25 protein-coding genes and 2 pseudogenes are annotated in these 23,936 nt (G+C 41.4%); 17 read left to right on the plus strand and 10 right to left on the minus strand.

What is annotated here, in order from left to right:
- Nucleotides 1-57: 57 nt before the first annotated feature.
- Nucleotides 58-534, minus strand: a complete 477-nt coding sequence (locus tag KVY11_RS01630; protein ID WP_218287908.1) for a thioesterase family protein — start codon at nt 532-534, stop codon at nt 58-60.
- Nucleotides 535-646: 112 nt separating this feature from the next.
- A complete protein-coding gene (locus KVY11_RS01635) occupies nt 647-2,026 on the minus strand; it encodes a Do family serine endopeptidase (protein WP_218287909.1) in 1,380 nt (459 codons plus the stop codon).
- 229 nt (nt 2,027-2,255) lie between these two features.
- Between KVY11_RS01635 and nadB the strand changes: the two genes are divergently transcribed.
- Nucleotides 2,256-3,890 carry an L-aspartate oxidase gene (gene nadB / locus KVY11_RS01640; RefSeq protein WP_218287910.1) on the plus strand — a complete coding sequence of 545 codons (1,635 nt, stop codon included), beginning with the start codon at nt 2,256-2,258 and terminating at the stop codon, nt 3,888-3,890.
- Between the two features lie 44 nt (nt 3,891-3,934).
- Here the strand turns inward: nadB and KVY11_RS01645 are convergent, their stop codons facing one another.
- The 4 genes and pseudogenes from KVY11_RS01645 to pabC form a co-directional block, all read right to left on the minus strand.
- A complete protein-coding gene (locus KVY11_RS01645) occupies nt 3,935-4,351 on the minus strand; it encodes a PaaI family thioesterase (RefSeq protein WP_125280454.1) in 417 nt (138 codons plus the stop codon).
- Between the two features lie 87 nt (nt 4,352-4,438).
- Nucleotides 4,439-5,037, minus strand: a pseudogene (gene tmk / locus KVY11_RS01650) (dTMP kinase).
- Nucleotides 5,038-6,039, minus strand: a complete 1,002-nt coding sequence (gene mltG / locus KVY11_RS01655) for an endolytic transglycosylase MltG (RefSeq protein ID WP_371315922.1) — start codon at nt 6,037-6,039, stop codon at nt 5,038-5,040.
- Nucleotides 6,040-6,094: 55 nt separating this feature from the next.
- Nucleotides 6,095-6,907 carry an aminodeoxychorismate lyase gene (gene pabC / locus KVY11_RS01660; RefSeq protein WP_218287912.1) on the minus strand — a complete coding sequence of 271 codons (813 nt, stop codon included), beginning with the start codon at nt 6,905-6,907 and terminating at the stop codon, nt 6,095-6,097.
- A gap of 164 nt (nt 6,908-7,071) precedes the next feature.
- Between pabC and KVY11_RS01665 the strand changes: the two genes are divergently transcribed.
- From KVY11_RS01665 to KVY11_RS01695, 7 genes are all read left to right on the plus strand, one after another.
- Nucleotides 7,072-8,082: a sulfate ABC transporter substrate-binding protein gene (locus tag KVY11_RS01665; protein ID WP_168159050.1), complete on the plus strand. Its 1,011-nt coding sequence runs from the start codon at nt 7,072-7,074 to the stop codon at nt 8,080-8,082.
- A gap of 37 nt (nt 8,083-8,119) precedes the next feature.
- On the plus strand, nt 8,120-8,725 hold the full coding sequence (locus KVY11_RS01670; RefSeq protein WP_218287913.1) for an alpha/beta hydrolase: 606 nt from the start codon (nt 8,120-8,122) through the stop codon (nt 8,723-8,725).
- A gap of 85 nt (nt 8,726-8,810) precedes the next feature.
- Nucleotides 8,811-9,644 carry a sulfate ABC transporter permease subunit CysT gene (gene cysT, locus KVY11_RS01675; RefSeq protein ID WP_004693816.1) on the plus strand — a complete coding sequence of 278 codons (834 nt, stop codon included), beginning with the start codon at nt 8,811-8,813 and terminating at the stop codon, nt 9,642-9,644.
- Nucleotides 9,641-10,522: a sulfate ABC transporter permease subunit CysW gene (gene cysW / locus KVY11_RS01680; RefSeq protein WP_004980565.1), complete on the plus strand. Its 882-nt coding sequence runs from the start codon at nt 9,641-9,643 to the stop codon at nt 10,520-10,522. Before cysT ends, cysW begins: the two co-directional genes overlap by 4 nt.
- Nucleotides 10,523-10,534: 12 nt before the next feature.
- Nucleotides 10,535-11,596: a sulfate/molybdate ABC transporter ATP-binding protein gene (locus KVY11_RS01685; protein WP_004693820.1), complete on the plus strand. Its 1,062-nt coding sequence runs from the start codon at nt 10,535-10,537 to the stop codon at nt 11,594-11,596.
- Between the two features lie 57 nt (nt 11,597-11,653).
- Nucleotides 11,654-12,577 (plus strand): CysB family HTH-type transcriptional regulator, encoded by a 924-nt coding sequence (locus tag KVY11_RS01690; protein WP_114837097.1) that lies wholly within the window; start codon nt 11,654-11,656, stop codon nt 12,575-12,577.
- A gap of 119 nt (nt 12,578-12,696) precedes the next feature.
- On the plus strand, nt 12,697-13,905 hold the full coding sequence (locus KVY11_RS01695; protein ID WP_218287914.1) for an outer membrane protein transport protein: 1,209 nt from the start codon (nt 12,697-12,699) through the stop codon (nt 13,903-13,905).
- A gap of 59 nt (nt 13,906-13,964) precedes the next feature.
- Here the strand turns inward: KVY11_RS01695 and carO are convergent, their stop codons facing one another.
- Complete coding sequence (carO, locus tag KVY11_RS01700) at nt 13,965-14,714, minus strand: ornithine uptake porin CarO (protein WP_168159051.1); 750 nt, start codon at nt 14,712-14,714, stop codon at nt 13,965-13,967.
- A 302-nt stretch (nt 14,715-15,016) separates the two neighbouring features.
- Here carO and dapD point away from each other — a divergent pair, with 302 nt between their 5' ends.
- The 6 genes from dapD (at nt 15,017) to KVY11_RS01730 (ending at nt 19,013) form a co-directional block, all read left to right on the plus strand.
- Nucleotides 15,017-15,838 (plus strand): 2,3,4,5-tetrahydropyridine-2,6-dicarboxylate N-succinyltransferase, encoded by an 822-nt coding sequence (dapD, locus tag KVY11_RS01705; protein ID WP_004693827.1) that lies wholly within the window; start codon nt 15,017-15,019, stop codon nt 15,836-15,838.
- Nucleotides 15,839-15,933: 95 nt separating this feature from the next.
- Nucleotides 15,934-16,644: a 7-carboxy-7-deazaguanine synthase QueE gene (queE, locus tag KVY11_RS01710; protein ID WP_004980577.1), complete on the plus strand. Its 711-nt coding sequence runs from the start codon at nt 15,934-15,936 to the stop codon at nt 16,642-16,644.
- Between the two features lie 43 nt (nt 16,645-16,687).
- Entirely contained in the window at nt 16,688-17,356 is a 669-nt protein-coding gene (gene queC, locus KVY11_RS01715; protein WP_005399706.1) for a 7-cyano-7-deazaguanine synthase QueC, read from the plus strand.
- Between the two features lie 16 nt (nt 17,357-17,372).
- Nucleotides 17,373-17,780 (plus strand): hypothetical protein, encoded by a 408-nt coding sequence (locus KVY11_RS01720; RefSeq protein WP_218287915.1) that lies wholly within the window; start codon nt 17,373-17,375, stop codon nt 17,778-17,780.
- A gap of 72 nt (nt 17,781-17,852) precedes the next feature.
- Nucleotides 17,853-18,545 (plus strand): diphthine--ammonia ligase, encoded by a 693-nt coding sequence (locus KVY11_RS01725; protein WP_218287916.1) that lies wholly within the window; start codon nt 17,853-17,855, stop codon nt 18,543-18,545.
- 9 nt (nt 18,546-18,554) lie between these two features.
- Entirely contained in the window at nt 18,555-19,013 is a 459-nt protein-coding gene (locus tag KVY11_RS01730) for a peroxiredoxin (protein WP_004693838.1), read from the plus strand.
- Between the two features lie 73 nt (nt 19,014-19,086).
- On the opposite strand, the gene KVY11_RS01735 is transcribed toward KVY11_RS01730, so the two are convergent.
- A complete protein-coding gene (locus tag KVY11_RS01735; protein WP_218287917.1) occupies nt 19,087-19,686 on the minus strand; it encodes a LysE/ArgO family amino acid transporter in 600 nt (199 codons plus the stop codon).
- Nucleotides 19,687-19,804: 118 nt separating this feature from the next.
- Here KVY11_RS01735 and KVY11_RS01740 point away from each other — a divergent pair, with 118 nt between their 5' ends.
- Entirely contained in the window at nt 19,805-20,695 is an 891-nt protein-coding gene (locus KVY11_RS01740; protein WP_218287918.1) for a LysR family transcriptional regulator ArgP, read from the plus strand.
- 38 nt (nt 20,696-20,733) lie between these two features.
- On the opposite strand, the pseudogene KVY11_RS01745 reads toward KVY11_RS01740, so the two are convergent.
- Together KVY11_RS01745 and KVY11_RS01750 are read right to left on the minus strand one after the other, a co-directional pair.
- Nucleotides 20,734-21,330 (minus strand): annotated as a pseudogene (locus KVY11_RS01745) (YceI family protein).
- Between the two features lie 43 nt (nt 21,331-21,373).
- Entirely contained in the window at nt 21,374-21,943 is a 570-nt protein-coding gene (locus KVY11_RS01750; protein WP_218287919.1) for a nicotinate-nicotinamide nucleotide adenylyltransferase, read from the minus strand.
- Nucleotides 21,944-22,047: 104 nt separating this feature from the next.
- On the opposite strand from KVY11_RS01750, the gene KVY11_RS01755 reads away from it, so the two are divergent.
- Nucleotides 22,048-22,848, plus strand: coding sequence for an enoyl-CoA hydratase-related protein (locus tag KVY11_RS01755; RefSeq protein ID WP_004693847.1), 801 nt, complete (start codon nt 22,048-22,050; stop codon nt 22,846-22,848).
- Nucleotides 22,849-22,951: 103 nt separating this feature from the next.
- A complete protein-coding gene (locus tag KVY11_RS01760) occupies nt 22,952-23,707 on the plus strand; it encodes a nitroreductase family protein (protein ID WP_205666834.1) in 756 nt (251 codons plus the stop codon).
- Nucleotides 23,708-23,936 lie beyond the last annotated feature (229 nt).

Consider the following 23,936-nt stretch of genomic DNA (forward strand, 5'->3'; position numbering starts at 1 on the left):
TGGTTTTTTTAAAGTATCCATATTAATACGCTTCCTTTTCACAACTCTGACGCTTTTTTACGTGTTTTCGCTTTTCACTGGGTTTTTTGAATAATCCATTGAAAAATCTAGGGCATTCACATCTTTTGCAAGCGGTTGGTAAGCTTGGGTAAAACTGGGTGACATACGTTTCGCGCGTCCTGTTTCAATCTCTACACAAGCCCACTTGGTTTGAGCAACAAATAAAATGCTATTGTCTTTGGGTCTATAAAACACATATTGGCGTGATGAATATAATGCGTTTATATCGTCAAACCATGTGCGTAAGATTATTTCATCCTCTTTAAATGCAGCTTTTCGGTACTGCACATGATGCTCAACCGCAACCATGGCATGTTTTAACTCGATATATTCTTTTAAGCCTAAACCCAGTGCATCAATATGTGCTGTTGCAACATCCTGCATCCAATGCATATAAACCACGTTATTCACATGGCCTAACTGGTCGATATGTTCTGCTTGTACCTGAAGTCTTAAGTCAAAAATACTACTCATAAACACTCTACTGAATCTAAATATCCTTATGAAGATGGCAGTGTACGCAAATAACAGGCATCATCAAATTGCAAAAAATAAAAAACCACTCCGAAGAGTGGTTTTTTTTCGCTTATTGGATGCGCATCCCTAAAATGGCTGGTGTGCCTTGTCGGATGATTCCAACGCGGGCAACCTGACCTTTTTTCAACTCAGATGCCGCTTGGACAAAATCATTGGTGTCGTTTACGACTTTACTATTAATGTGAGTGACCACATCACCAGCCGCCATACCTGACTGTGCTGCTGCACCGCCACGTTTCACTTCTTGAATCAACACACCACCTTTCACATTGAGTTGTGACAATTCAGCAGGTGCTAAATTTCGGATAGCAATACCTAACACGGGCCCTTTACTTTGTGTAGCTGCATCGGATTTTGCAGGTGTGTCATCCGGTGCAGTGGTTAATGTTGCCGATATATTACGCTTTTTATCATCACGCAATACTTCAAGCTGTACCGTTTGATTTGGCATGGTACGATTTAAATAGTTCAATAACTCAGAGGTACGTGAAATCGCCGTTCCATTGAATTTTAAAATAATATCGCCTGCTTTTAGTCCCGCTTTCTGCGCAGGTGAATTTGGCTGAACATTGGTAATCAATGAACCTTCAGGTTTCGGCAAATTATAAGACTCTGCTAAATTGCGGTCTAGATCTTGTAGATTGAAGCCTAAATAAGAGCGCGTAACTTTACCTGTTTTCTTAAGTTGGTCAGCAATATCCATTGCGACATCAATGGGAATCGAGAAAGACAGCCCCATATAACCGCCCGTACCACTGAAGATACGCGAGTTCACTCCAACCACTTCGCCCTGTTGGTTGAATAACGGACCGCCTGAATTTCCAGGGTTGAGAGCCACATCGGTTTGAATGAAAGGTACCGATGTCTCCCCCATCATATTACGCATTTTCGCACTCACGATTCCCGCTGAAGCCGAATAGTCGAAACCAAACGGTGAACCGATCGCAAGCACAGGTTCGCCTACACGTAGTTGATCAACATTGCCTGCGCGGAGTGATGGAAAATTTGTACCATTCACCTTAAGCAAGGCCACATCAGTTCGTTCATCACTACCTACCACAGTCGCATCCAGTTCACGACGGTCATTAAACATAATCGTGACTTTCGATGCATCTTCTACGACGTGGTGGTTTGTCAGTAAATACCCATCTTTACTAATAAAAAATGCGCTGCCATAAGCCGTTTTTTCTTGCGGCGCTTGCTGCTGCGGAATAATGACTTGATTACCAAAAAAACGCTTCAAAATCTCAGGTATTTGCTGCTGCAATAACTCTTCTTGAGTCATCTTTTTAACCACATTTACACTCACTACCGCAGGGCTGACTTGCTCAACCAAGTTTGAGAAATCAACAGGTGCTGCTTGTGTTTGCACCGTAGCCATTGTGCATGCAACAGCAAAAAAACCAGTTTGTATCGCGCGACTTTTCATATCAAGTATTGACCTATATGTTTGTTATCAATTTATGTATTAGCGTTTTTAGCATAATCTTTGTCTATCTTGGGTAATAATATGTTCTATTATGTTTGTATAAACAAGAGCTTAAAATTTGCTTAAAAAATACGTTCTTTATTTATATTTCCCATCAATTGTAGAGATTTTACCCTTGCCTTTTCGTGAAAAAAGCGCTGTCATTAGCGAACTTTTTCCAAATTAGCTGATGGACATGTCTAATTTAAACACAACACATCATTTTGATGTGATTATTGTGGGAAGTGGCGGTGCAGGCCTGAGCTTAGCCTTATCGTTGCCTCAACATTTCAATATTGCTGTTCTTGCAAAATCAAACCTGACCGATGCAAGTACCTTCTATGCACAAGGTGGCGTTGCCGCTGTTTTAGATGAAACGGATTCCATCGAACAGCACATTGATGACACCATGATTGCGGGCGCTCACTTGTGTGAGACCGAGGCCGTAAAGCAAACCGTTGAAGGCGGTAAACCTTCTGTTGATTTTCTACTGAAACACGGCGTGCAGTTTACCCTTGATGATCAAGAGCAATTGCATTTAACGCGTGAAGGTGGACATTCTCAACGCCGTATTATTCATGCCGCAGATGCTACAGGTCGTGCCATTTCCACCACTTTAGTTGAACGTGCGATTGAAAAAGACAACATCACCATTTTTGAAAATTACATCGCTATCGATTTAATTACCTCTCAAAAACTGGGCTTGGAAGAACAAAATCGTGCCTTAGGCCTGTATACACTCGATGAAAAGACTGAAAAAGTACATACCTTTTTAGCCCCTTTCACCGCGCTGGCGTGTGGCGGTGCCATGAAAGCCTATCTGTATACCTCGAACCCAGACATTGCAACGGGCGATGGTATTGCCATGGCATTTCGTGCAGGTTGCCGCGTGGCCAATATGGAATTTAACCAATTTCACCCAACCTGTTTATACCACCCACAAGCGCGTTCTTTCCTCATTACTGAAGCAATGCGTGGTGAAGGTGCTTATTTACGTTTACCTGATGGTGAACGCTTTATGTTGCGCTTTGATGAACGTGCAGAACTCGCTCCACGTGACATTGTGGCGCGAGCGATTGACTATGAAATCAAACGCTTAGGTATTCGTCACGTTTGGCTCGACATTAGCCATAAGCCCGAAAGTTTCATTAAAGAACATTTCCCAACCTTATACGCACGCTTACTTGAACTCGGCATCGATATTACCAAGGAAATGATTCCTGTTGTTCCTGCTGCGCACTATACCTGTGGCGGTGTGGTGGTTGATGAACACAGTCAAACTGACATTGCAGGTCTCTATGCGATTGGGGAAACCTCGTACACAGGTTTGCATGGCGCTAACCGTATGGCCAGTAACTCACTGTTAGAGTGTTTTGTGTATGGCATGAGTGCAGCAGAGCACATCGAAAAAAGTTTTGATTCAAGTTACCAATCCCCAACTGCTCCGTCTTGGGATGACTCACAAGTGATGAATCCTGATGAAGATGTGGTGATTTTGCAAAACTGGGATGAACTCCGTCAAACCATGTGGAACTACGTCGGCATTGTGCGTACTACGAAACGTCTTGAACGTGCGCTACACCGCATTGAAATGTTGAAGCGGGAAATTACCGAGTATTACCAAGATTACCAAGTCAGCAAAAATCTAATTGAACTGCGCAATTTGGTTTTAGTCTCTGAAATGATCGTGCGCTGTGCTATGGAGCGTAAAGAATCGCGTGGTTTACACTACACTTTAGATTACCCTGAACTGTCGAATGAACTGCGTAAAACCGTACTCACCCCTTTAAATTTTAAAGTTGAAACCCCTTTAGTGAATAACTAAATTGAAAAAGCCTGATTCGTCAGGCTTTTTTATTCAGTCATTTTTTAGGATTTGGGTGGAATAGAATAAGTTCCCACCACATGTGCAATCGGTTCATCCTTACCCACTGAATACAACCACACATCCCCAACCACCAATGCTTTGCCAACTTTCATTAACTTACATTCACCGCGGATATTTGTTGAAGCTGCGGGTTTACTTAGAAAGTTGACCGATAAATTGGTGGTCACAGTTAAACCGACCAGCCCAATTTCCCCTAAAATAGCAATATACAATGCATAGTCTGCAAGAGTCATCATGGTTGGGCCTGAAACCGTCCCACCCGGTCGCAAATCGCGCTCATCGACCTGATACACCACTGTTGCGGCACGCTCAGTGACAGATTCGATACGACATTTTTCTAAACTTTGCGGAAATTCCTTTTCTAAAAAAGCCACAATCTCAGTTACATTACTTTTCATTTTTCCTTCAACATACAGTCCTTTGTCACTGACTATAAAAGAAAAATGCATTTCACTACAGTCTGAAATAACTTTTCAGGCTTATTTTTAGTTTAAGTATTGCAACGCTTGTGCAAAAACCTGCTCGGGTGACTGTGTTGCATCCAAGCGTTTGACTCGCTCAGGATACTGCTCCCATAACTGCTGATAACCCGCTCTGACTTTTTCAAAAAAAGTGACTTTTTCTTGTTCAAAACGATCTAAAGCCCCCCGTTCACGCGCACGAGACATGCCTGTCTCAATCGGGGCATCGAGCCAAAATGTAATATCAGGCATATGGCTGACAAAGTTCTCATTCAGCAGTTGCAGCTTCGACTGGCTTAAACCACGTCCTGCACATTGGTAAGCAAAGCTGGCATCGGTAAAACGGTCACACAATACGGTTTTATGTTTCGTTAAAGCAGGCACGATCACTTGTTCTAAGTGCTGTGCACGAGCCGCGTACATCAGCAGCAGTTCAGTATCATTCGACATCGACTCTTCATGATTGACTGACAATAATAGCGAGCGAATTTGCTCAGCATTGGTGTACCACCTGGCTCACGCGTTAAAACAACCTGCTGACCTTGTTGTTCTAGATGCTCATAAATTTTGCGAATCAGTGTGGTTTTACCGACACCTTCTGTGCCCTCAAAACTAATAAACATCTATTCATCCTTCTTGGTTTTTAAAACGCTGAGATATTCTTTTACAGCTTGGTTGTGCTGCTCTAAAGTCTCACTAAATGTGTGCCCACCATTGCCCGTTGCAACAAAGTAGATGTTTTTACTGCTGTCTGGATGCATAGTGGCTTCAATGGCTTTTTTACTTGGCAAAGCAATTGGTGTAGGAGGTAAACCATTGATGGTATAAGTATTATAGGCTGTTGGGGTCCGCAAGTCTTGACGGGTAATGTTGCCTGTGTATTTATCGCCCATACCATAGATCACCGTTGGGTCCGTTTGCAAACGCATGCCAAGTTGAAGGCGACGCGCAAACACACCCGAAACTTGCTCCAGTTCACGGTCAACATTGGTTTCTTTTTCAATGATAGAGGCCATGATCAAGGCTTCGTATTTGTCTTTATACGGCAAATTTGCCGCACGGTTTACCCACGCTTCATCTAAAGCTTTCATTTGGCGTTTGTATAAATCCGTTAAGATTTTTTTGTCTGACTCCCCTTTGGCGAAGAAGTAAGTATCGGGGGCAAAAAGTCCTTCAGCATGCGTATACGGAATATCTAATGCTTTTAAAAGCTGATCCATGGGTAAATTGGAGACTTCCTTTTTAACCAATGCATCCTTTTTCAATGCCTCGATCAGCTGTTTAAAGGTCGTCCCTTCAATCACCAATATACGATTCATCTCGGCATTATCAACATTGGAAATCATATCCAAAACTTGGCGAATACTCATACCTTCACGCACTTCATAAACACCGGCTTTCAACGTGTCATGAATAAATATTTTTTGATAAAGCTTTAAAATAATGGGAAAACTAGCCATGTCTTCTTTGGCTAAGCGGTCAATAAAACCGGAATAGGTATCGCCAGAGTTAATTGCCAATAACTGTTTTTTACCCTCGACAGGATAAGATTTAAACAAACTCGACCACAGTACAATCATCAATAAAACAATGATGCTCACAGCAATCAATAACAACCCTTTCATTTTTCGTTTGGGTGGTTGCGTTTTCTTTTTCGATTTGGTTTTGGCTGCGGACATACTACTGCATCTGATTAAGTTGAAGACGATGGAACAAATCTATACACGGCTGAACATCTAAATACTGATGATTCAGACTTTTGGCTATTTTCATAGGACTCAAGGCATTGCAGAAAAATAAACTTTGAAAGCGTGGAATTTCTTCCATATCAATCATTCTCAGCTCACAGCTCATTCCTTGTTGCTGCATCCGTGCCAATATTTCGGCACGCATGACACCATGCACGCCATTATAACGAAGTTCGGGACTAATCCATCGATCATTTAGCAGAATGAAACAATTACTGCTCACACCTTCAACGACAGAACCTTGCACATCTGTGACCAAAGCTTCCAACCAACCGTGTTGTTCTGCTTCATGCTTGAGTAAGACTTGCTCTAAACGGTTTAAGCTTTTCACACCCACCATTTGCGGCATACTTAACCCCATCGCATATTGCAGTACCCCTGAATCAATTTCGCTGTATGTCAAAGCCTCTGATGCTTGCGGATAGAAAAAAACCCAAATGTCAGCAGAATGTGTTGGCAAACTATAACCGCGCTGCCCTTCACCCCGACTAATAATAATTTTCAGCGTTCCGTTTAAGTGTGCATTGGTTTGTTTTAATTGCACGATGCTGTGCTGAATAAAGGCTAAATCTGCTGACAACAACAGTCTTTCACAGGCCAATTTCAAGCGTGCTATATGTAGAGACTCTAGCTCAATCACACCCTCACGGATACGCGCTGTACTAAAACAACCATCTCCATAGTGAAATGCACGATCTAATAATTCTATTTGTTTGATTTCTTGTGCATTTTTATAGCAATACATGCCAATCTACCCTGAAACAATTTTCTGCTTTAGTTTAATGAATTCTAAGCTGAACTCTTTTTCTTTTTTATTCATATAAAATTCATTTTTTATTATTTTTTTAGCAATAAGACTCACAGTATTCTTGCCTAATGTTTAAGAACGTTTAAAATTTGAGGTCTCACATGAGCTTATCTAAGTTAAAAATTGGGGTACTAGCAGCGCTAGTTTCAGTCACTTCTTTTGGTGTTGCAGCAAAAGATTTCCTTAACGTGTCGTATGATCCAACACGCGAACTGTATGAAGATGTCAACAAACAGTTTGGCGCTTATTGGAAACAACGCACAGGACAAGACATTAACTTCAAACAGTCTCACGGCGGCTCGGGCAAACAAGCTCGTTCAGTGATTGATGGTTTAGGTGCCGATGTGGTGACCCTTGCTCTTGCAGCAGATATCGATGTAATTGCTGAAAAAGCAAAACTTTTACCGACCAACTGGCAAAAGAAATTACCCAATAACTCAACACCATATACTTCGACTATCGTGTTCCTCGTCCGTAAAGGCAACCCACAAGGCATTAAAGACTGGGGTGACCTCGTGAAGCCGGGTGTTGGCATTATTACACCAAATCCAAAAACCTCAGGTGGTGCACGCTGGAACTACTTAGCCGCTTGGGCTTGGGCGAAACATCAACCTGCGGGTAACGATGCCAAAGCACAAGAATTCGTGCGTAAAATTTATAAAAATACCAAAGTGCTGGATTCAGGTGCACGTGGTGCAACCACAACCTTCGCTGAACGCGGTATCGGTGATGTTCTCTTAGCATGGGAAAACGAAGCACATTTAGCAATTCGTGAACAACCAGGTAAGTTTGAAATCGTGACGCCTTCGCTGTCTATTTTGGCGGAACCACCTGTTGCCATTGTGGAAAAGAATGCGGAAAAAGACGGCAATCTGAATTTGGCTAAAGCGTATCTCAACTATTTGTATTCACCTGCTGGACAGGAAATTGCGGCAAAAAACTTCTATCGCCCACGTAATGCAACTGTCTTGAAAAAATATGCAACCACATTCAAACCGTTGAAGTTAGTGACCATTGATAAAGAATTTGGCGGTTGGACCAAGGTACAAAAACAGCACTTTGAAAATGGTGGTGTATTTGACCAAATTGTGAAAGCCAATACGACGAAATAAAACCAAGTCCAGTAAATAGCTGTAAGGGAGCATCGACATGATTCATACTGTAATTGTACCGGGCGTGGGTGGAAGTGAACATGACCACTGGCAATCGTGGTTACAACGTCAGCTCAAGTCGTGCTCTCGTGTACAGCAGCAGGATTGGAATAAACCCGTACTCCATGAGTGGATTGGACAATTTATCAAAACGGTTCAAGCCATTCAGGAACCTATTCAAATTGTGGCGCATAGCTTTGGCTGTTTAACGACAGTCGCTGCTTTAGCACAGCATCCTGAGCTAAATCAAAAAATCAAAAATTTAGTTTTGGTTGCACCGGCCAACCCTGCTCGCTTTGGTGATGCTGGTTTTGCTCGTGATAGCCAAAATGACTATCAACAGTATTTCCACCAACTCAAGCTACAAGTTCCTACCCAAATGATCATCAGTGAAAATGATCCTTGGCTCAATTTTCAAGATGCGCTGCAACTGGCAAAAGCATGGAAAATTAGGCCTAAGAACTTAGGCCAAGTCGGACATATTAATGTTGCGTCAGGTTTTGGGCCATTCCCTGAAATTTATGATTTTTTGATTTCAGAAAATGTGCTAAAAAACATTAGTTTTTACAATGAAAGCAAGTATTTATTTAAATTTGCAATTTAAACGCTGCAAATGATACTTGTGCCGAAATTCAGTTTTATTTGAGCTGACTCTTTTTAGGTCAGCTTTCTCTCTTTGAGGAGTAATCATGTCGCAGCGATCCCGAGTGCTGCCAGGATTTGGTCTTTCTCTAGGCTTTACCCTAGCATATTTGTCATTAATCGTTCTTATTCCATTGTCCGCTGTTTTTATTAAATCTTTAGGCATTGGTTGGGATGGGTTATGGGAAATTTTAAGTTCAGAACGTATTTTAAAATCTTTGCAGCTCAGTTTTAGTACAGCCCTGATCGCCGCGTTTATTAATGTGGTTTTTGGTCTCCTTCTAGCATGGTGTTTGGTTCGTTATCGTTTTCCGGGTAAACGCATTGTAGATGCCTTGGTTGACTTGCCGTTTGCCCTACCCACAGCTGTTGCAGGTATTGCACTCACCTCGCTTTATGCGCCTACAGGTTGGATCGGTCAGTATCTTGAGCCTTTAGGGATTCAAGTGGCCTATACCCCAATTGGTATTACATTGGCACTGATTTTTATTGGTATTCCGTTTGTGGTACGAACTGTGCAACCAGTCCTCAGCGACTTGGAAACAGAGTTAGAAGAAGCAGCATCAGCATTAGGTGCTAACCGTTTACAGATTGTGACCAAAGTGATTTTGCCGATTTTATTTCCAGCACTCATCACCGGTTTTGCACTTGCCTTTGCACGTGGCGTCGGTGAATACGGTTCAGTGATCTTTATTGCTGGAAACCAGCCGTTTAAAACAGAAATTGCGCCACTCATGATTATTTCGCGCTTAGAAGAATATGACTATGCAGGTGCAACCACGATTGCAGTCGTCATGTTGGTGCTGTCTTTTGCCATTTTATTCCTGATTAACTTGTTACAAGCATGGGCAAGCCGTCGTACAGGGAGAACAGCACGATGAATATCAACAGTAATGCGCTTGCCGAAAAGCTACAATCGCGTGATGCGACACGTGAGCCAACTTGGGTTCGCTACACCCTGATTACGATTGCTCTGCTGTTCTTTTTGAGCTGTTTGATCTTACCACTGATTTTGGTGTTCGTTGAGGCCTTTAAACAAGGAGTCGGCGTCTATGCACAAGCCTTGGTTCATCCAGACACGCTCTCCGCAGTCAAACTCACTTTATTAACCGCGGTGATTGCAGTCCCACTGAATGTGGTATTTGGTGTTGCAGCCGCTTGGTGTGTGGCCAAATTTAACTTCCGTGGTAAATCCATCTTAACCACGATTATTGATATGCCATTTTCAGTATCTCCTGTTATCGCGGGCTTAATGCTGGTACTGATTTTTGGTACGCAAGGTTGGTTCGGTAGTTGGCTTATGGATAACGACATCAAAATTCTGTATGCCGTTCCTGCCATTGTATTAGCAACAATCTTTATCACCGTTCCTTTTGTTGCACGTGAACTTATTCCTCTCATGGAAGCTCAAGGTACGGAAGAAGAAGAAGCTGCTATTGTGCTGGGTGCATCAGGCTGGCAAACCTTCTGGAAAGTAACCCTACCCAACATTAAATGGGGTTTAATTTACGGCGTCATTCTGTGTAATGCACGTGCAATGGGTGAATTTGGTGCCGTATCGGTCGTTTCAGGTCATATTCGTGGTGAAACCAATACCTTGCCTCTGCATGTCGAAATTCTCTATAACGAATATACCTTCAGTGCGGCTTTTGCTGTGTCTTCACTCTTGGCGCTTTTGGCGATTGTGACTCTTGTTTTAAAAACATGGGTTGAGCTTCGCCAAGAAAAGCAAAACAAACATAATGATTCAACAGTTTAAAGGAATGACCTCATGAGTATTCAAGTTAAAAATATTGAAAAACACTTTGGTGCATTCCATGCACTGAATAACATTTCTCTCGATTTTCCTGATGGTCAATTGGTTGCATTACTCGGCCCATCAGGCTGTGGTAAAACCACCCTGCTTCGTATTATTGCGGGACTTGAGTCCGCAGATGGCGGTCAAGTCATCTTAGAAGGTGAAGATGCAACTAATGTACACGTACGTGAGCGCGAAGTTGGCTTTGTATTTCAGCACTATGCCTTGTTCCGCCATATGACCGTATTTGACAATATCGCTTTTGGTCTCCGCGTTCGCCCACGTGCAACACGCCCATCTGAAGCTGAAATTAAAAAACGTGTCACGCGTTTGCTGGACTTAGTCCAATTGGGGTTCTTGGCAGATCGTTACCCAGCACAACTCTCAGGCGGCCAGCGTCAACGTATTGCACTGGCACGTGCTTTGGCAGTTGAACCACGCGTACTGTTACTGGATGAACCTTTTGGTGCTTTGGATGCAAAAGTACGTAAAGAGCTCCGTCGTTGGTTACGTACTTTGCATGATGAACTTCATATCACCTCAATCTTTGTAACGCATGACCAAGAAGAAGCTTTAGAAGTCGCGGATCAAATCATTGTGATGAATAAAGGGAACGTCGAGCAAATTGGATCACCCCGCGAAGTGTATGAAAAGCCAGCAACGCCGTTTGTGTTCGACTTCTTAGGTCAAGCAAACCGTTTCGAAGGTCAAAATAACGCAGGTACGATCCAAATTGGTGAAGACCGCATTCAATTAGACTCTTTACGCAATGCGCCTTCGGGTGACGTAATTGCCTTTGCCCGTCCAGATGAATTAAGGATCCATGCACAGCCGCAAGACAATGCCATCCAAGCAACATTCGTTCGAGAATTATGGATCGCAGGCAAAGTGGTTGCAGAGCTCCATGATCGCCAAGGCAAACTGATTGAAATCTCACTGACTTCTGAAGAAGCAAAATTACACCAATTTAGACCTAATCAAACGGTATGGTTAAGCCCATCAAACTTGCATTTATTTGCAAAACCTGCGGCTTAAGACCAATTGAATGGGGCATGTTGAATGCCTCATTCATCATAAAAGAGATCCAAAACTATGAACTTTCAACAACTCAGAATTATTCGAGAAACGGTGAGACAAAACTTCAACCTCACCGAAGCCTCTGCTGCACTGTATACCTCTCAATCAGGCGTCAGCAAGCACATCAAAGACCTAGAAGATGAATTAGGCGTACAGCTTTTTATTCGTAAAGGGAAACGCTTACTGGGTTTAACTGAACCAGGTCAAGCACTACTGGGCATTGTTGAACGCATGTTGGTCGACGCAGACAATATTAAACGTCTTGCAGATGATTTTAACCGTGTCGATGAAGGCACTTTGACGATTGCAACTACACATACGCAAGCGCGTTATGTGCTACCGCCGATTGTCAATCAATTCAAAAAAGAGTTTCCAAAAGTTCATCTTATTTTGCAACAAGCCAGCCCTGTTGAAATTACCGAAATGCTTCTACAAGGCGAAGCTGATATTGGTATTGCAACTGAATCACTGACCACAGAAGATAATCTGGCTAGCGTGCCGTTCTATAATTGGCAGCACAGTATTATTACCCCACAAAATCACCCACTGGCAAGCAAACAAAATATTAGTATTGCAGACTTGGCGGAATATCCACTGATTACCTATCACGGCGGTTTCACAGGCCGTTCAAAAATTGACAAAGCTTTTGAAGATGCAGGTGTGGATGTTGACATCGTAATGTCTGCTTTAGATGCCGATGTGATTAAAACCTATGTTGAGCTTAATATGGGTGTTGGTATTGTCAATAATGTGGCCTATGACGTTGAACGTGACTATCGCTTAAAACAAATTCCAACCGATATTTTTGGTCTCAATACCACATGGATTGCAGTGCGTAAAGGTCACCTCCTACGTGGCTATGGCTATGAATTTATCTCGCTGTGCTCACCAGATGCAGATATTAAAGCACTGAAAAGAGTAGCTTATCCTGAAGACTAAAACGCTTTTATTCTAAAAAGGGACCTCAGAGTCTCTTTTTTTATTTTTAAAACCATATACTTTAAATGGGTATAGTGTATTATTTGATCAACTGATAAAAACAATAGTGAGCAATAACAGTGAGTAAAAATCTGTTGGGCTCTCCATTACTTTGTTTATGTTTCTATTCGTCGGGATCAAGTTTTGCTGCTGCTTTTGAACTGTCAGGTCAAACAATACAACCCTTTTTTGAACGTGGAAATTATGCAGAAATTTCTCTGGCTTATATTAATCCAGATGTTTCTGGCCAAGTTCAACATACAGAGATACTGCAACAGTTTGGCATCACTGACTTTTCAACAGGCAATTTAAGCAATAAACAAGTAATGCTGGGAGCTGCATTAAAACTCCAACTAAATCCTCAATTCAACTTTGCTGTCATTTATGACCAGCCTTTTGCTGTAGACATCGATTATCACTATCGCCCAAAAATTTACGGTGAAAGTTATGAGGTTGAATCTGCCGATATCGACTTTGAAAGTCATAATCTCAGTTCGCTTTTAGGCTACCAATTCAACCCACAATGGGAAATCTATGGCGGTTTAAGCTATCAAAGCTTTACAGGCTCTTTAAAAGCGAAAGGTCAGGCCTATTCTGTGTTTGATGGCTATGATGCCGAGTTTAAACAAGATGAAAGCTTGGGCTGGTTAGCAGGTATTAGTTATCAAATCCCTGAATATTATTTTAGAACGTCTTTGACTTATCGCTCAGCGATTAAACATGAAATCACCACAACAGAGTCTATCGAAGTCGGCGTAGATACCCCCAATGTGATGGAGGTGAAAACACCACAATCGGTAAATCTTGATTTCATGACAGGACTTCCTTATCAAAATATCTTGTACGGGACGCTACGCTGGGTAAATTGGCATGACTTTGTCATTCAACCACCCAAATTTAAAGCTGTGATCGATTATGTTGCGATATTTTACCCTGAAGCCAAAGACGTCAAACTTATTCAGTACAATGAAGATCAATGGTCTGCAAAACTTGGCCTAGCACACGTATGGAACAAAAAGTGGTTGAGTACTATGGAACTGCTCTGGGACTCTGGGATTAATAATCCTGCATCTACGCTTAATCCAAGTGATGGTTATCAAGGTATTGGTCTAGGCAGCATGTACACATACAACACTGAGTTTGATATCGCGGCTGGTCTATATTATTTGCGTTTTAAGAAGTCTAAAACATCTTCTGACTCAAACCCACTGGCAAACATTACAGGACTTTCAGCGCTGAATGATAATGATGCATGGATCTTTGGACTCAAATTTGCGCATCACTTTTAAAGGCTTTAGCTAAAATCAGATAAAAAAAAACGAGCCGAAGCTCGTTTTTTATGTTTTGATTACCAGTGATAACTTACACCTAATTTTGCAACTGGCATCCATTCATGTTTATCATCTGTACGGATTTTTTCCTCATCAGCCGCAATGTTATCTTCAAGTGAACCACGCGTTGGGTTAGGTTCTGCACCACCGCTAACTAATGTTAAGTTAGCATCAGGATTACCTGTATAGTATGCACCCACTTCACCAAACACTCCCCAGTTTTGGTTAATCTTTGGAGCCCAACCTAAACCCACGTATGGAGCGAAATCATTTTTATAGTTCATTTTACCATTAATATGTGCACCGTTCGCTCCAGCAACAAAATCTGTATGGTTTACAGAGAAACCTTCACCTGCTTTTACACGACGATCTAGCTCATATTCATTATCAATATAACCAATACCAGCTGCAACATAAAGACCCTGTGCCCATGGATTTGTACTTGCACCCCAAGGACGAATTTCAGCATTTAAATAACCAACGCTGTTGTCCATATCCATATCATACTTTGAGCCATTGATAGATAAATCATCAGACCATGAAATATCACCGCCGTTGTAACCTAAAGCTAAACCCACATATGGATTCGCTGTCCACAACAAAGCACCTCCATAACCTGTTGTACCGACTTCAGCACGAACACCAGTAGGAATTAATTTATTTTGGTCAAAAGCATAACCATCTTTTACGACTGCATCATCAGCAAAAGCTGTACCTGCGACTGCTGACATTGCTGCTGCGAATGCAACTAAACGTAATGATTTCATGTTTTTTCTCCTCCAATTAAAGATTTTTTTACATCATTTACCATTTTTTGATGAGCCCATCTTAAAACACCCCCTGACTATTTTTTATTCTAGATTTAGGCTGTTTTTGTTATTTTTTGATACATTTTATACTTTCTTGTTGTTTTAAATGATAATTCTTTACTTAACGCTTCTATTCAAACAGCTCTAAAAGACTTATTTCCAATCATTCATTATTATTTCCGATCCTATGCTGTTTTTTCATCTATTCTCTGCACAATTTAGTGTAAAATCAGGAAAATTTTTTTTCTGGAAGGAAGATCATGTCTCAGCTTTCAACAATTATTGAACAAGCGTTTGAAGACCGTGCGAATTTTACAGCAGCGGACTGTCCTGCTGAAGTTCGTGCAGCAGTTGAAGAAGTCATTGCTGGTTTAGATAACGGGACATTACGTGTTGCTGAAAAAATTGATGGTGAGTGGGTTGTTCATCAATGGGTGAAAAAAGCTGTACTTTTATCATTCAAACTAAATGACAACAAACCAATTGAGTCATGTGACCTTCAATTCTACGACAAAGTAGATACTAAATTTACAGGTTGGACTGAGGAACAGTTTAAAGCGGCTGGCGTACGTGTTGTTCCTCCTGCAGTTGCCCGTAAAGGTTCTTTCCAAGCGAAAAACGTGGTGTTAATGCCTTCTTATGTGAACATTGGTGCATATGTTGACGAAGGTACCATGGTTGACACATGGGCAACTGTGGGTTCATGTGCTCAAATTGGTAAAAACGTTCACCTATCTGGTGGTGTAGGGATTGGTGGTGTTCTTGAGCCACTTCAAGCAAACCCAACGATTATTGAAGACAACTGCTTCATCGGTGCACGTTCTGAAATCGTAGAAGGCGTGATCGTAGAAGAAGGTTCTGTGATTTCGATGGGCGTGTTCATTGGTCAATCAACTAAGATTTTTGACCGTGCAACTGGCGAAATTCACTACGGCCGTGTACCAGCAGGTTCTGTTGTAGTTGCAGGTAGCTTACCTTCTAAATGCGGTACTTACAGCCTGTATGCTGCAATCATCGTGAAAAAAGTAGATGCACAAACACGTTCTAAAACGAGCTTGAACGATTTACTACGCGACGAATAATTTTTCGTTGTCGTACGGAACTAAAGTTCCTCATCTCTACGGTTAAGACTAGCCGTAGAGATTTTTGTTTTTCTAACCTGTGGTTTAATTTTGCTATGAATACGCTTCGATCTTCTGCTATCCCTGTTTCTGATCCTTCTGCGGGTCTACGTATCACGGAGATCTTTTATTCTTTGCAAGGAGAAGCCAACACCTCAGGACTGCCAACAGTTTTTATTCGTTTAACGGGTTGTCCACTACGTTGTACTTACTGCGATACGACCTACTCCTTTGAAGGTGGCGAACGCCAATCTTTAGATCAGATTATTCAAACCACACTTGATTTTAAAACCCCTTATGTCTGCGTGACAGGTGGTGAACCTCTTGCACAGCCCAATGCGTTGCCTTTAATGCAACGTCTTGCTGACCTTGGCTGTGCAGTATCTTTAGAAACCAGTGGTGCTTTAGATGTGTCTAAGGTTGACCCACGTGTTTCAAAAGTATTAGATTTGAAAACCCCAACTTCAGGTGAAGTTGCACGAAATTTGCTTTCGAATCTCGACCATTTAACCCAGCACGACCAAATCAAATTTGTAATTTGTAACCGTGAGGATTATGAGTGGTCAAAACAGCAAGTTGAAGACTATAAACTCAATGAAAAAGTCAGCACAGTATGGTTCTCTCCTGCTTTTGCCGTTGAGAAAGGTGCCGCTCGTTTACCTCAACTTGCGCGTGACTTAGCGCAATGGATATTAGAAGACCATCTCCCTGTTTGCTTCCAACTCCAACTCCACAAGTTGCTTTGGAATGACGAAACTGGTCGTTAATACATTGCCTATTCATCTTTAATTTATATTTGGAGAAATTTGTATGCGCCCTCGTGCCATAGTTTTGTTATCTGGCGGTTTAGACTCAACAACTTGTTTAGCATGGGCGCAAGCACAGTATGACTGTACAGCGCTCAGCTTTATGTATGGTCAACGCTCAACCACTGAACTCGATGCCGCACGCGAACTGACAAAAAAGGCAGGCGTAGAACATCGTGTCATTAATATCGACTTAGGTAATTTGGGCGGTTCTGCGTTAACAGACCATAGCATTGATGTTCCAGATCATGAACAAGTCGGTATTCCTGTAACTTATGTTCCAGCACGTAACACGATTTTCTTATCTTATGCCCTAGCAGCAGCAGAAGTTTTAGATGCCGAAGCCATTGTGATTGGTATTAATGCTGTTGATTATTCAGGATATCCTGACTGTCGTCCTGAATTTATTGAGGCATTTGCCAACATGGCTCGCCTTGCCACCAAGGTTGGCGTTGAAGGAAAACCTCTTAAATTTGAAACACCTCTGTTACATTTATCCAAAGCAAATATTATTCGCTTAGGTATAGAACATGGCGTAGACTATAGTCAAACGGTGTCTTGCTACCAAGCAGATGACCAAGGACGTGCTTGTGGGAAATGCGACAGCTGCCGTCTTCGTAAAGAAGGTTTTGCAGATGCTGGCGTAGCAGACCCAACGCGTTATATACCGTAACGACAAGGTACAGTTTATGAAAAATTTAAAATCAAACATTTTGCTTTCTACATTGGTGTCTGCAGCTGCATTGTTCGCTACAACTTCAAATGCTGCTGAATCGAACAAATTACAAGAAGCATATAAAAGCAGCAATGTAAAATCGGCATTAATTAATGTTTGTAAAGAAGAAACCGCAAAAAGCAAAAAGCTTAGCGCAGCAGAAGTAAGCAAATACTGTACTTGTGCAGTTGAAGCTGATGGTAAGTTGACCAATGCACAAAAATGGGAAATCCAAAGTGCGATCAACCAAAAGAAAAGCCCGTCTACTTTAGCTTTTGTACAAAAGCAAAATAACGACTTACAAACATGTTTCGGTCCACAGTTAACAGGTAAATTAAAATCTTTAACTGAAGAAGCCATGAAAGCTGCTCCGAAAAAATAATTCACTGAATGTGAATGAAGCCTGCTATATGCAGGCTTTTTTATATGTTCAAAATAGATAGAACTTGAAAATATGCTCACCGAATGGAACACACGCGCCCAAAATCGTAAATTTGTTGCGTCATATAGTGGTGGAAAAGACAGCAGCCTTGCTTTATACCAAGCGATGCAAATGGGTGAACCTGTTGCATTAATTGTCATGTTAGAAGAGCAAGGTCTGAAGTCACGCTCACATGGAATGTCTCTCGATATTATTCATGCACAGGCAAAAGCAATTGGGCTTCCCATCTACAGTGCCTCCGCAACGTGGCAAGACTATGAAAGCCAGTTCATTCAACTGTTGCAAAAAGCTCAAGCTCTTGGAGCAGAAACCTTAGTCACAGGCGATATTGATTTAATGGCACATGCTGAATGGAATCAATCCGTTTGCGATAAAAGTGAGCTCAGCTTATGTATGCCCCTGTGGCAACATCCACGTTCAGACATTGTGCATGAGTTTATTCAGCTTGGTTTTCAAAGCATCATCGTTACGGTCAACTTAAACTTAGGCATGACAGTTGAAGACTTAGGTCAAGTGCTTAGCCTTGAATATGTCGATCAACTGGTTGCAAGAGGTATTGATCCATGCGGCGAAGCGGGTGAATTCCACACTACGGTGATTGATGGCCCGATTTTCAAACATCCACTTTCGGTCGTTAAAGGTGATATTCTGTATCACGAAAATTATGCCTTTTTACCACTTGAATTAGAACACCGTGACATTTAAGGATAGAACATGACTGATACCATCCAACTTCCAAATCAGAACTTTCCAGCCACAACGGGTGAAGTGAACTTAACTGAAGTGCCGACTGAGTGGCTGATTGTGTATTTTTACCCGAAAGATTCAACGCCTGGTTGCACAACTCAAGCTGTTGGTTTTTCATGTTTAAAAGATCAGTTCGATGCCCTACAAACCACGATCATTGGTGTTTCACGTGACTCAGTTAAAGCGCACCAGAATTTTACAGAAAAGCAGGCTTTAACCATTAATTTAATTAGCGACAAAGAAGAAGTGCTGTGTAAACACTTTGATGTGATTAAAGAAAAAAATATGTATGGTAAAAAAGTGATGGGTATTGAGCGCTCAACTTTTATTTTCCATAACGGTAAGCTGGTTAAAGAGTATCGTAAGGTAAAAGCTGCTGGACATGCTGAACAAGTTTTAGAAGACTTAAAAGCATTACAAGCTTAATGTACATCAGCCCGCAAATGCGGGCTTTGTTTTTTGTGATTTTTTAATTTATAGTTTTTTATTACACAAGCTTTTATTTCACAAGCAGTGAAATGGCGATTCCCCACATCACCAGCGCGATGATCGCATCTAGCACATTCCACGCTTTAGGATTTGCAAAAATGGGGATAAGTACACGAGCACCATAGCCCAAAGCAAAGAAAAACAACCAAGATGCACACACAGCCCCTAGAGCAAAGTACGCAGGTTGCTCAAACTGTGTTGAAATAGAACCCAGTAAAATAACCGTATCTAAATACACATGCGGATTAAGCCAAGTCAGCGCCAAACACAGCAAAATAATATTCACTAGATGATGCTTTTCAATGGGACTTGCCTCCAAGCCCTGCTGTGATTTGAATGCCCGCAGTGCATGTTGGAATCCATAACAAAACAGGAAAAGTGCCCCCGCCCATTTAGCAAACTGAATAATTTCAGGATAGTGCTGAAGCACTTTTGAAAAACCTGAAACGCCTAAGACAATTAAAATCGAATCCGACAGTGCACAGACAAAACATACCCAAAAAACAAACTGCTTTTTGAGCCCCTGTTTTAGCACGAATGCATTTTGAGCCCCAATAGCAATAATGAGGCTCATCCCGACTGCAAGCCCTTGTACATATGTACTTAACATTTTGACTTTTCAACTTAATTGATGATGTCAGGATTATCTTTCATTTTTAATTAAATTAAGTATTATTTAGAAAATATCAATATAACTAAAATATTTTTAGTTTAAAGTGAGTCCCGATATGCTGAATCATAAACAGTGCGACGCATTTTTAGCTGTAGCAGAAACAGGAAGTTTTGACCTTGCTGCTGAACAGCTATGCATTACTGCTTCAGCCGTCACTTTACGCGTACAAAGCCTAGAAAAAAGTTTGGGACATTTATTAATTGTGCGGGAAAGACCTTGCCGCCCGACACAAGCAGGTCAATCGCTGCTACATTATTTGCAACATAGCCGACTGTTAGAGCAAAGTTTCATTCAGAACCTCACGGGTCATATGAACACCTCTGCTTTTTATCAAATCAACATTGCAACCAATGCCGACTCCTTAGCGACATGGCTGTTGCCGTTGCTACAGTCAACATTAATTGAAAAAAAGATCGTGGTGCATTTTCAGGTCGATGACCAATCACAAACCCATCACTTACTTGAAGCTGGTTTGGTGAATGCCTGCGTGACAGATGAATCACAAGCCATGAAAGGCTGCGTAGCGGAATACATTGGCGATATGAACTATCGTTTTGTTGCCACGCCTACTTTTGCACAGCAATGGTTTAAACAAGGCGTTAACCGAGAGTCTCTACGTGCAGCTCCTGCACTGATCTTTAACGCAAAAGATCAACTCCACACCGCGTATATCCAACAAAAGTTTGGCCTCAATCCAACTCAATATCCACATCACTTTATTCCGTCTTCCAGTGCATTTTTTGATGCGGTTACGATGGGACTCGGCTATGGTTGGTTACCCTATTATCAAGCCAAACCGCGTTTGCAGGATGGCTCATTGGTTGAGGTAGATCCTCAACTCAATATCGATTTGCCTTTGTATTGGCATCATTGGAAACAGCAGTCGATGCAGTTAAATCTGCTAACAGATCTCTTGATTGAACAGGCTCACACAGCGATGAATTAAACAAGACCTGAATATAGGTCTTTGAGATCATGGAACCTCTATTGCACTTTCCACTGCCCTGACAGTTGAATATTCACTTTTTCGCCTACACCAGCAATGGCTTTTTTCATGCCAAAGTCACTTCGGTTAATCACGGCAGAGGACTGGACATCCAGCAGATTAGCATTATTGGCACTTGGTTTTAAGGTCGTGCTAAAGCTAACTGGCTTGGTAATGCCGCGAAGTGTTAAGTTTCCGACAATATTATATTGACCATCACCCAAGTCTTTAAAACTGGTGCTTTTAAAATTAGCGGTTTTGTACTTGGATGCATAAAACAAATCTTCACCCAAAATCATTTTTTTCAATGGAGGTTTACTCAAGCTTAGGCTATTTACATCCATGACAAAATTCGTCGAAGCATGCTGTGGTGCTTTGGCATCAAACTACATACTAGATTGCACTCGATTAAACTTAGCTCTTACAACGGTTACACCCAAGGATTTAATTTCAAAGCCTACATTACTCTGAGGCGTCAATGTCCATGACTGGGCCTGCACTTGAGTGCTGAATGCAAATGTAACACCTGCAATCAGCAAAGCATTTTTAATGACCGCATAACGTGCAATCTGTTTCGTCTGTTGTTTTCTATCCATGGAACTCGATCCTCGTCGAAATATTTTTATTCGACTGAGAACATTAGTCTAAATTGGATAGGTCCTGAGTTAAAAATTTGTGTTGTAACTGTTTATATATTTCACTTTGTTGGAATTTATGTAAAAACTCACTGGTCCCCAATGGAAACGCCTGCTCTAAAATATCGCCTCGATAATAAGCCTCACGAACGGGTGTTGCAGACATCGCATCTTGTAGGCTATCGAGTTCAACCATTTGCCACTCAGGAAAAAGCTGTAAATAATACGAGGAATCATCTTTAAAATGGCCAATCAGTCCAACCTTCGCCTCAGGTGTGACTACATGATTCACTAATTTTTTTACCAATTGCACCCATTTAACATCATTATAAACATCAATTACATGTACAAAGTGAATCCGTTTTTGATGTGCTTCTGAAAAGTTCGATAAAATCATTTCTTCACGTTCAGATGCTAAAAATGGATTTTTGGTATTTCGTTCATTTTGCGCAGAGCCTAAAGCTAAAATGACATTTTGACTTTGCTCTAAAGCAATCTTGATGGTTTGCATATGTGCCAAGTGAAATGGCTGGAAGCGACCAATGAATACGAGATAATCAAATGTATATGGCATAAATCTTTTACTTTTTTATGAACTGGTCAGTTGTGTCGATCATAAAATTATGCGACATAATGAGCCCATAAAATTAAACCAAACTTTCTAGCAAGGATAGTACGATGACACTGAGCTGTATTCAACAACCTCATCAACATTTGAATGCAAAATTAGACAATGGCGTACTGACATTAGCCATTCACCGTCCTGAAGCAAAGAATGCGTTGTATGGCGAACTTTATTTATGGATCGCAAAAGCTTTAGATGAAGCAGATCTAGACAATAGCGTTCGTGCTGTCATTCTACGTGGTGAAGACGCGGACTTTACTGCAGGCAACGATATGCAAGATTTTATGAAATCTGCAGCGCAAAAAGGTCAAGCACCTGCGGCTGAAGGCCCTCCATTTATTTTACTTAAATCTGCGGCAAAATTTTCTAAACCGTTGATTGCGGCTGTACGTGGTGTGGCGATTGGTATTGGGGTAACGATCCTGTTACATTGTGACTTGGTTTATAGCGACAACACTGCTCTATTCCAGATTCCATTTGTTAGCCTTGGTTTATCTCCAGAAGGTGCTTCAAGCAAATTATTGGTAGAACAAGCAGGTTATCACAAAGCTGCTGAATTACTGCTGACCGCTCAGAAGTTTGACAGTGCAACTGCAGTTGCTGCAAACCTTGTGAACAGTATTGAAGATGATGTGTATGCTGCAGCAGCTAAAAAAGCGGCACAATTATCTGCTTTACCGTTAGCCTCTTTAGTGCAGTCTAAGGCATTGATGAAGCACAATGTAAATGAAATTGTGGCTTGGATTGATCATGAAGCTGAAATTTTCATGGATCGTGTCGGCTCTCCAGAAATGATGGAAGCCGTATCAGCATTTATGCAAAAGCGTAAACCTGATTTCACCCAGTTCAACTAATCCTTGATCGTTGAATGACTAAAAACCACTGTGTTGCATATTACACAGTGGTTTTTTTATTTTCCGTCCCAACATATTTAAAAACCCATTCGGAAAACTTCTTATGTCAAACACTACAGAAAAAAAGCGTTATTTTGAGCCTGCTCCACAAGACATCGATGTCGAAAATTTTAAAAAAGTCATCCAAAGCCGCCGTTCGGTTCGCAAATTTACCAAGAAAGAAATACCAGCTGATGTGCTTGATGACTGTTTAGATTTGGCACTGCTTGCGCCCAACTCATCAAATCTACAGCCTTGGACTTTTTATGTGGTGCAGAACCCAACTAAGAAAAAACAACTGGTCAAAGCTTGCCTAAATCAGCTTGCGGCAAAAACTGCGTCCGAACTGATCGTGTGTGTCGCGCGTACAGACCGTAATGATGAAATGGCAAAACGCAACATTACCGAGTTCCCTTTTCCTGAAGCGCCTGCGGCTGTACAGAAATATTATAAGTTCATTCCTTATAACTATAAGACAGGTTACTTAAATGCACTTGGTAACTTTAAGAAAGTAGCTTTCAAAATTGCACGTAGCTTAGACAAACAACTGCCTGTAACTGCATTTAATCAAGCCGATGCTAAGCTTTGGGCAAGTAAAACCACAGCTTTAGCTTGTGAGAACCTAGTGCTAGCTTTACGGGCTTATGGTTTCGATAGTTGTATGATGGAAGGTTTTGATGAGCCTTTAGTGCGTAAACTGTTAAATCTAAATGATCAGCAATACCCTGTGATGGTGATTGGTGCAGGTGAGCGTGCAGAAGACGGTGTATTTTTCCCGCAGTACCGTTTTGATCGTGAGTTATTTATTCAGAAGGTTTAATATTAGTTTTCTCAATGGAATCCTTTCATTAAAGTTTTAATTTCAGGATTAACCTTCGGTTTTGCCTACTTTTCTTTCGGGAAAAGTAGGCAAAACCATTGTCATTCGCAAAACTCGTTCTATTCCGCCGTTTATCTATTTAGTCGCAGAAACTTTATCTGATAAATTAAGTCCTGCCTCAAACCGTTGCGAATGCCGTTAACGTGTCTCAAATATATTTTTAGATTCA

This window comes from Acinetobacter sp. CWB-G5 (genome assembly GCF_019209785.1).
In the GTDB taxonomy this organism is placed as follows: domain Bacteria; phylum Pseudomonadota; class Gammaproteobacteria; order Pseudomonadales; family Moraxellaceae; genus Acinetobacter; species Acinetobacter johnsonii.

Bases quoted from the DNA above. Each gene is read 5' to 3' on its own strand.
- KVY11_RS01670 (WP_218287913.1), top strand. From the start codon at position 8,120: ATGATTCATACTGTAATTGTACCGGGCGTGGGTGGAAGTGAACATGAC.
- KVY11_RS01735 (WP_218287917.1), bottom strand. From the start codon at position 19,686: ATGTTAAGTACATATGTACAAGGGCTTGCAGTCGGGATGAGCCTCATT.
- KVY11_RS01730 (WP_004693838.1), top strand. From the start codon at position 18,555: ATGACTGATACCATCCAACTTCCAAATCAGAACTTTCCAGCCACAACG.
- queC (WP_005399706.1), top strand. From the start codon at position 16,688: ATGCGCCCTCGTGCCATAGTTTTGTTATCTGGCGGTTTAGACTCAACA.
- cysW (WP_004980565.1), top strand. From the start codon at position 9,641: ATGAATATCAACAGTAATGCGCTTGCCGAAAAGCTACAATCGCGTGAT.
- KVY11_RS01630 (WP_218287908.1), bottom strand. From the start codon at position 534: ATGAGTAGTATTTTTGACTTAAGACTTCAGGTACAAGCAGAACATATC.
- KVY11_RS01635 (WP_218287909.1), bottom strand. From the start codon at position 2,026: ATGAAAAGTCGCGCGATACAAACTGGTTTTTTTGCTGTTGCATGCACA.
- carO (WP_168159051.1), bottom strand. From the start codon at position 14,714: ATGAAATCATTACGTTTAGTTGCATTCGCAGCAGCAATGTCAGCAGTC.
- KVY11_RS01750 (WP_218287919.1), bottom strand. From the start codon at position 21,943: ATGCCATATACATTTGATTATCTCGTATTCATTGGTCGCTTCCAGCCA.
- KVY11_RS01760 (WP_205666834.1), top strand. From the start codon at position 22,952: ATGTCAAACACTACAGAAAAAAAGCGTTATTTTGAGCCTGCTCCACAA.
- KVY11_RS01665 (WP_168159050.1), top strand. From the start codon at position 7,072: ATGAGCTTATCTAAGTTAAAAATTGGGGTACTAGCAGCGCTAGTTTCA.
- dapD (WP_004693827.1), top strand. From the start codon at position 15,017: ATGTCTCAGCTTTCAACAATTATTGAACAAGCGTTTGAAGACCGTGCG.
- mltG (WP_371315922.1), bottom strand. From the start codon at position 6,039: ATGAAAGGGTTGTTATTGATTGCTGTGAGCATCATTGTTTTATTGATG.
- KVY11_RS01740 (WP_218287918.1), top strand. From the start codon at position 19,805: ATGCTGAATCATAAACAGTGCGACGCATTTTTAGCTGTAGCAGAAACA.
- queE (WP_004980577.1), top strand. From the start codon at position 15,934: ATGAATACGCTTCGATCTTCTGCTATCCCTGTTTCTGATCCTTCTGCG.
- cysT (WP_004693816.1), top strand. From the start codon at position 8,811: ATGTCGCAGCGATCCCGAGTGCTGCCAGGATTTGGTCTTTCTCTAGGC.
- KVY11_RS01645 (WP_125280454.1), bottom strand. From the start codon at position 4,351: ATGAAAAGTAATGTAACTGAGATTGTGGCTTTTTTAGAAAAGGAATTT.
- nadB (WP_218287910.1), top strand. From the start codon at position 2,256: ATGGACATGTCTAATTTAAACACAACACATCATTTTGATGTGATTATT.
- pabC (WP_218287912.1), bottom strand. From the start codon at position 6,907: ATGTATTGCTATAAAAATGCACAAGAAATCAAACAAATAGAATTATTA.
- KVY11_RS01725 (WP_218287916.1), top strand. From the start codon at position 17,853: ATGCTCACCGAATGGAACACACGCGCCCAAAATCGTAAATTTGTTGCG.
- KVY11_RS01720 (WP_218287915.1), top strand. From the start codon at position 17,373: ATGAAAAATTTAAAATCAAACATTTTGCTTTCTACATTGGTGTCTGCA.
- KVY11_RS01690 (WP_114837097.1), top strand. From the start codon at position 11,654: ATGAACTTTCAACAACTCAGAATTATTCGAGAAACGGTGAGACAAAAC.
- KVY11_RS01755 (WP_004693847.1), top strand. From the start codon at position 22,048: ATGACACTGAGCTGTATTCAACAACCTCATCAACATTTGAATGCAAAA.
- KVY11_RS01685 (WP_004693820.1), top strand. From the start codon at position 10,535: ATGAGTATTCAAGTTAAAAATATTGAAAAACACTTTGGTGCATTCCAT.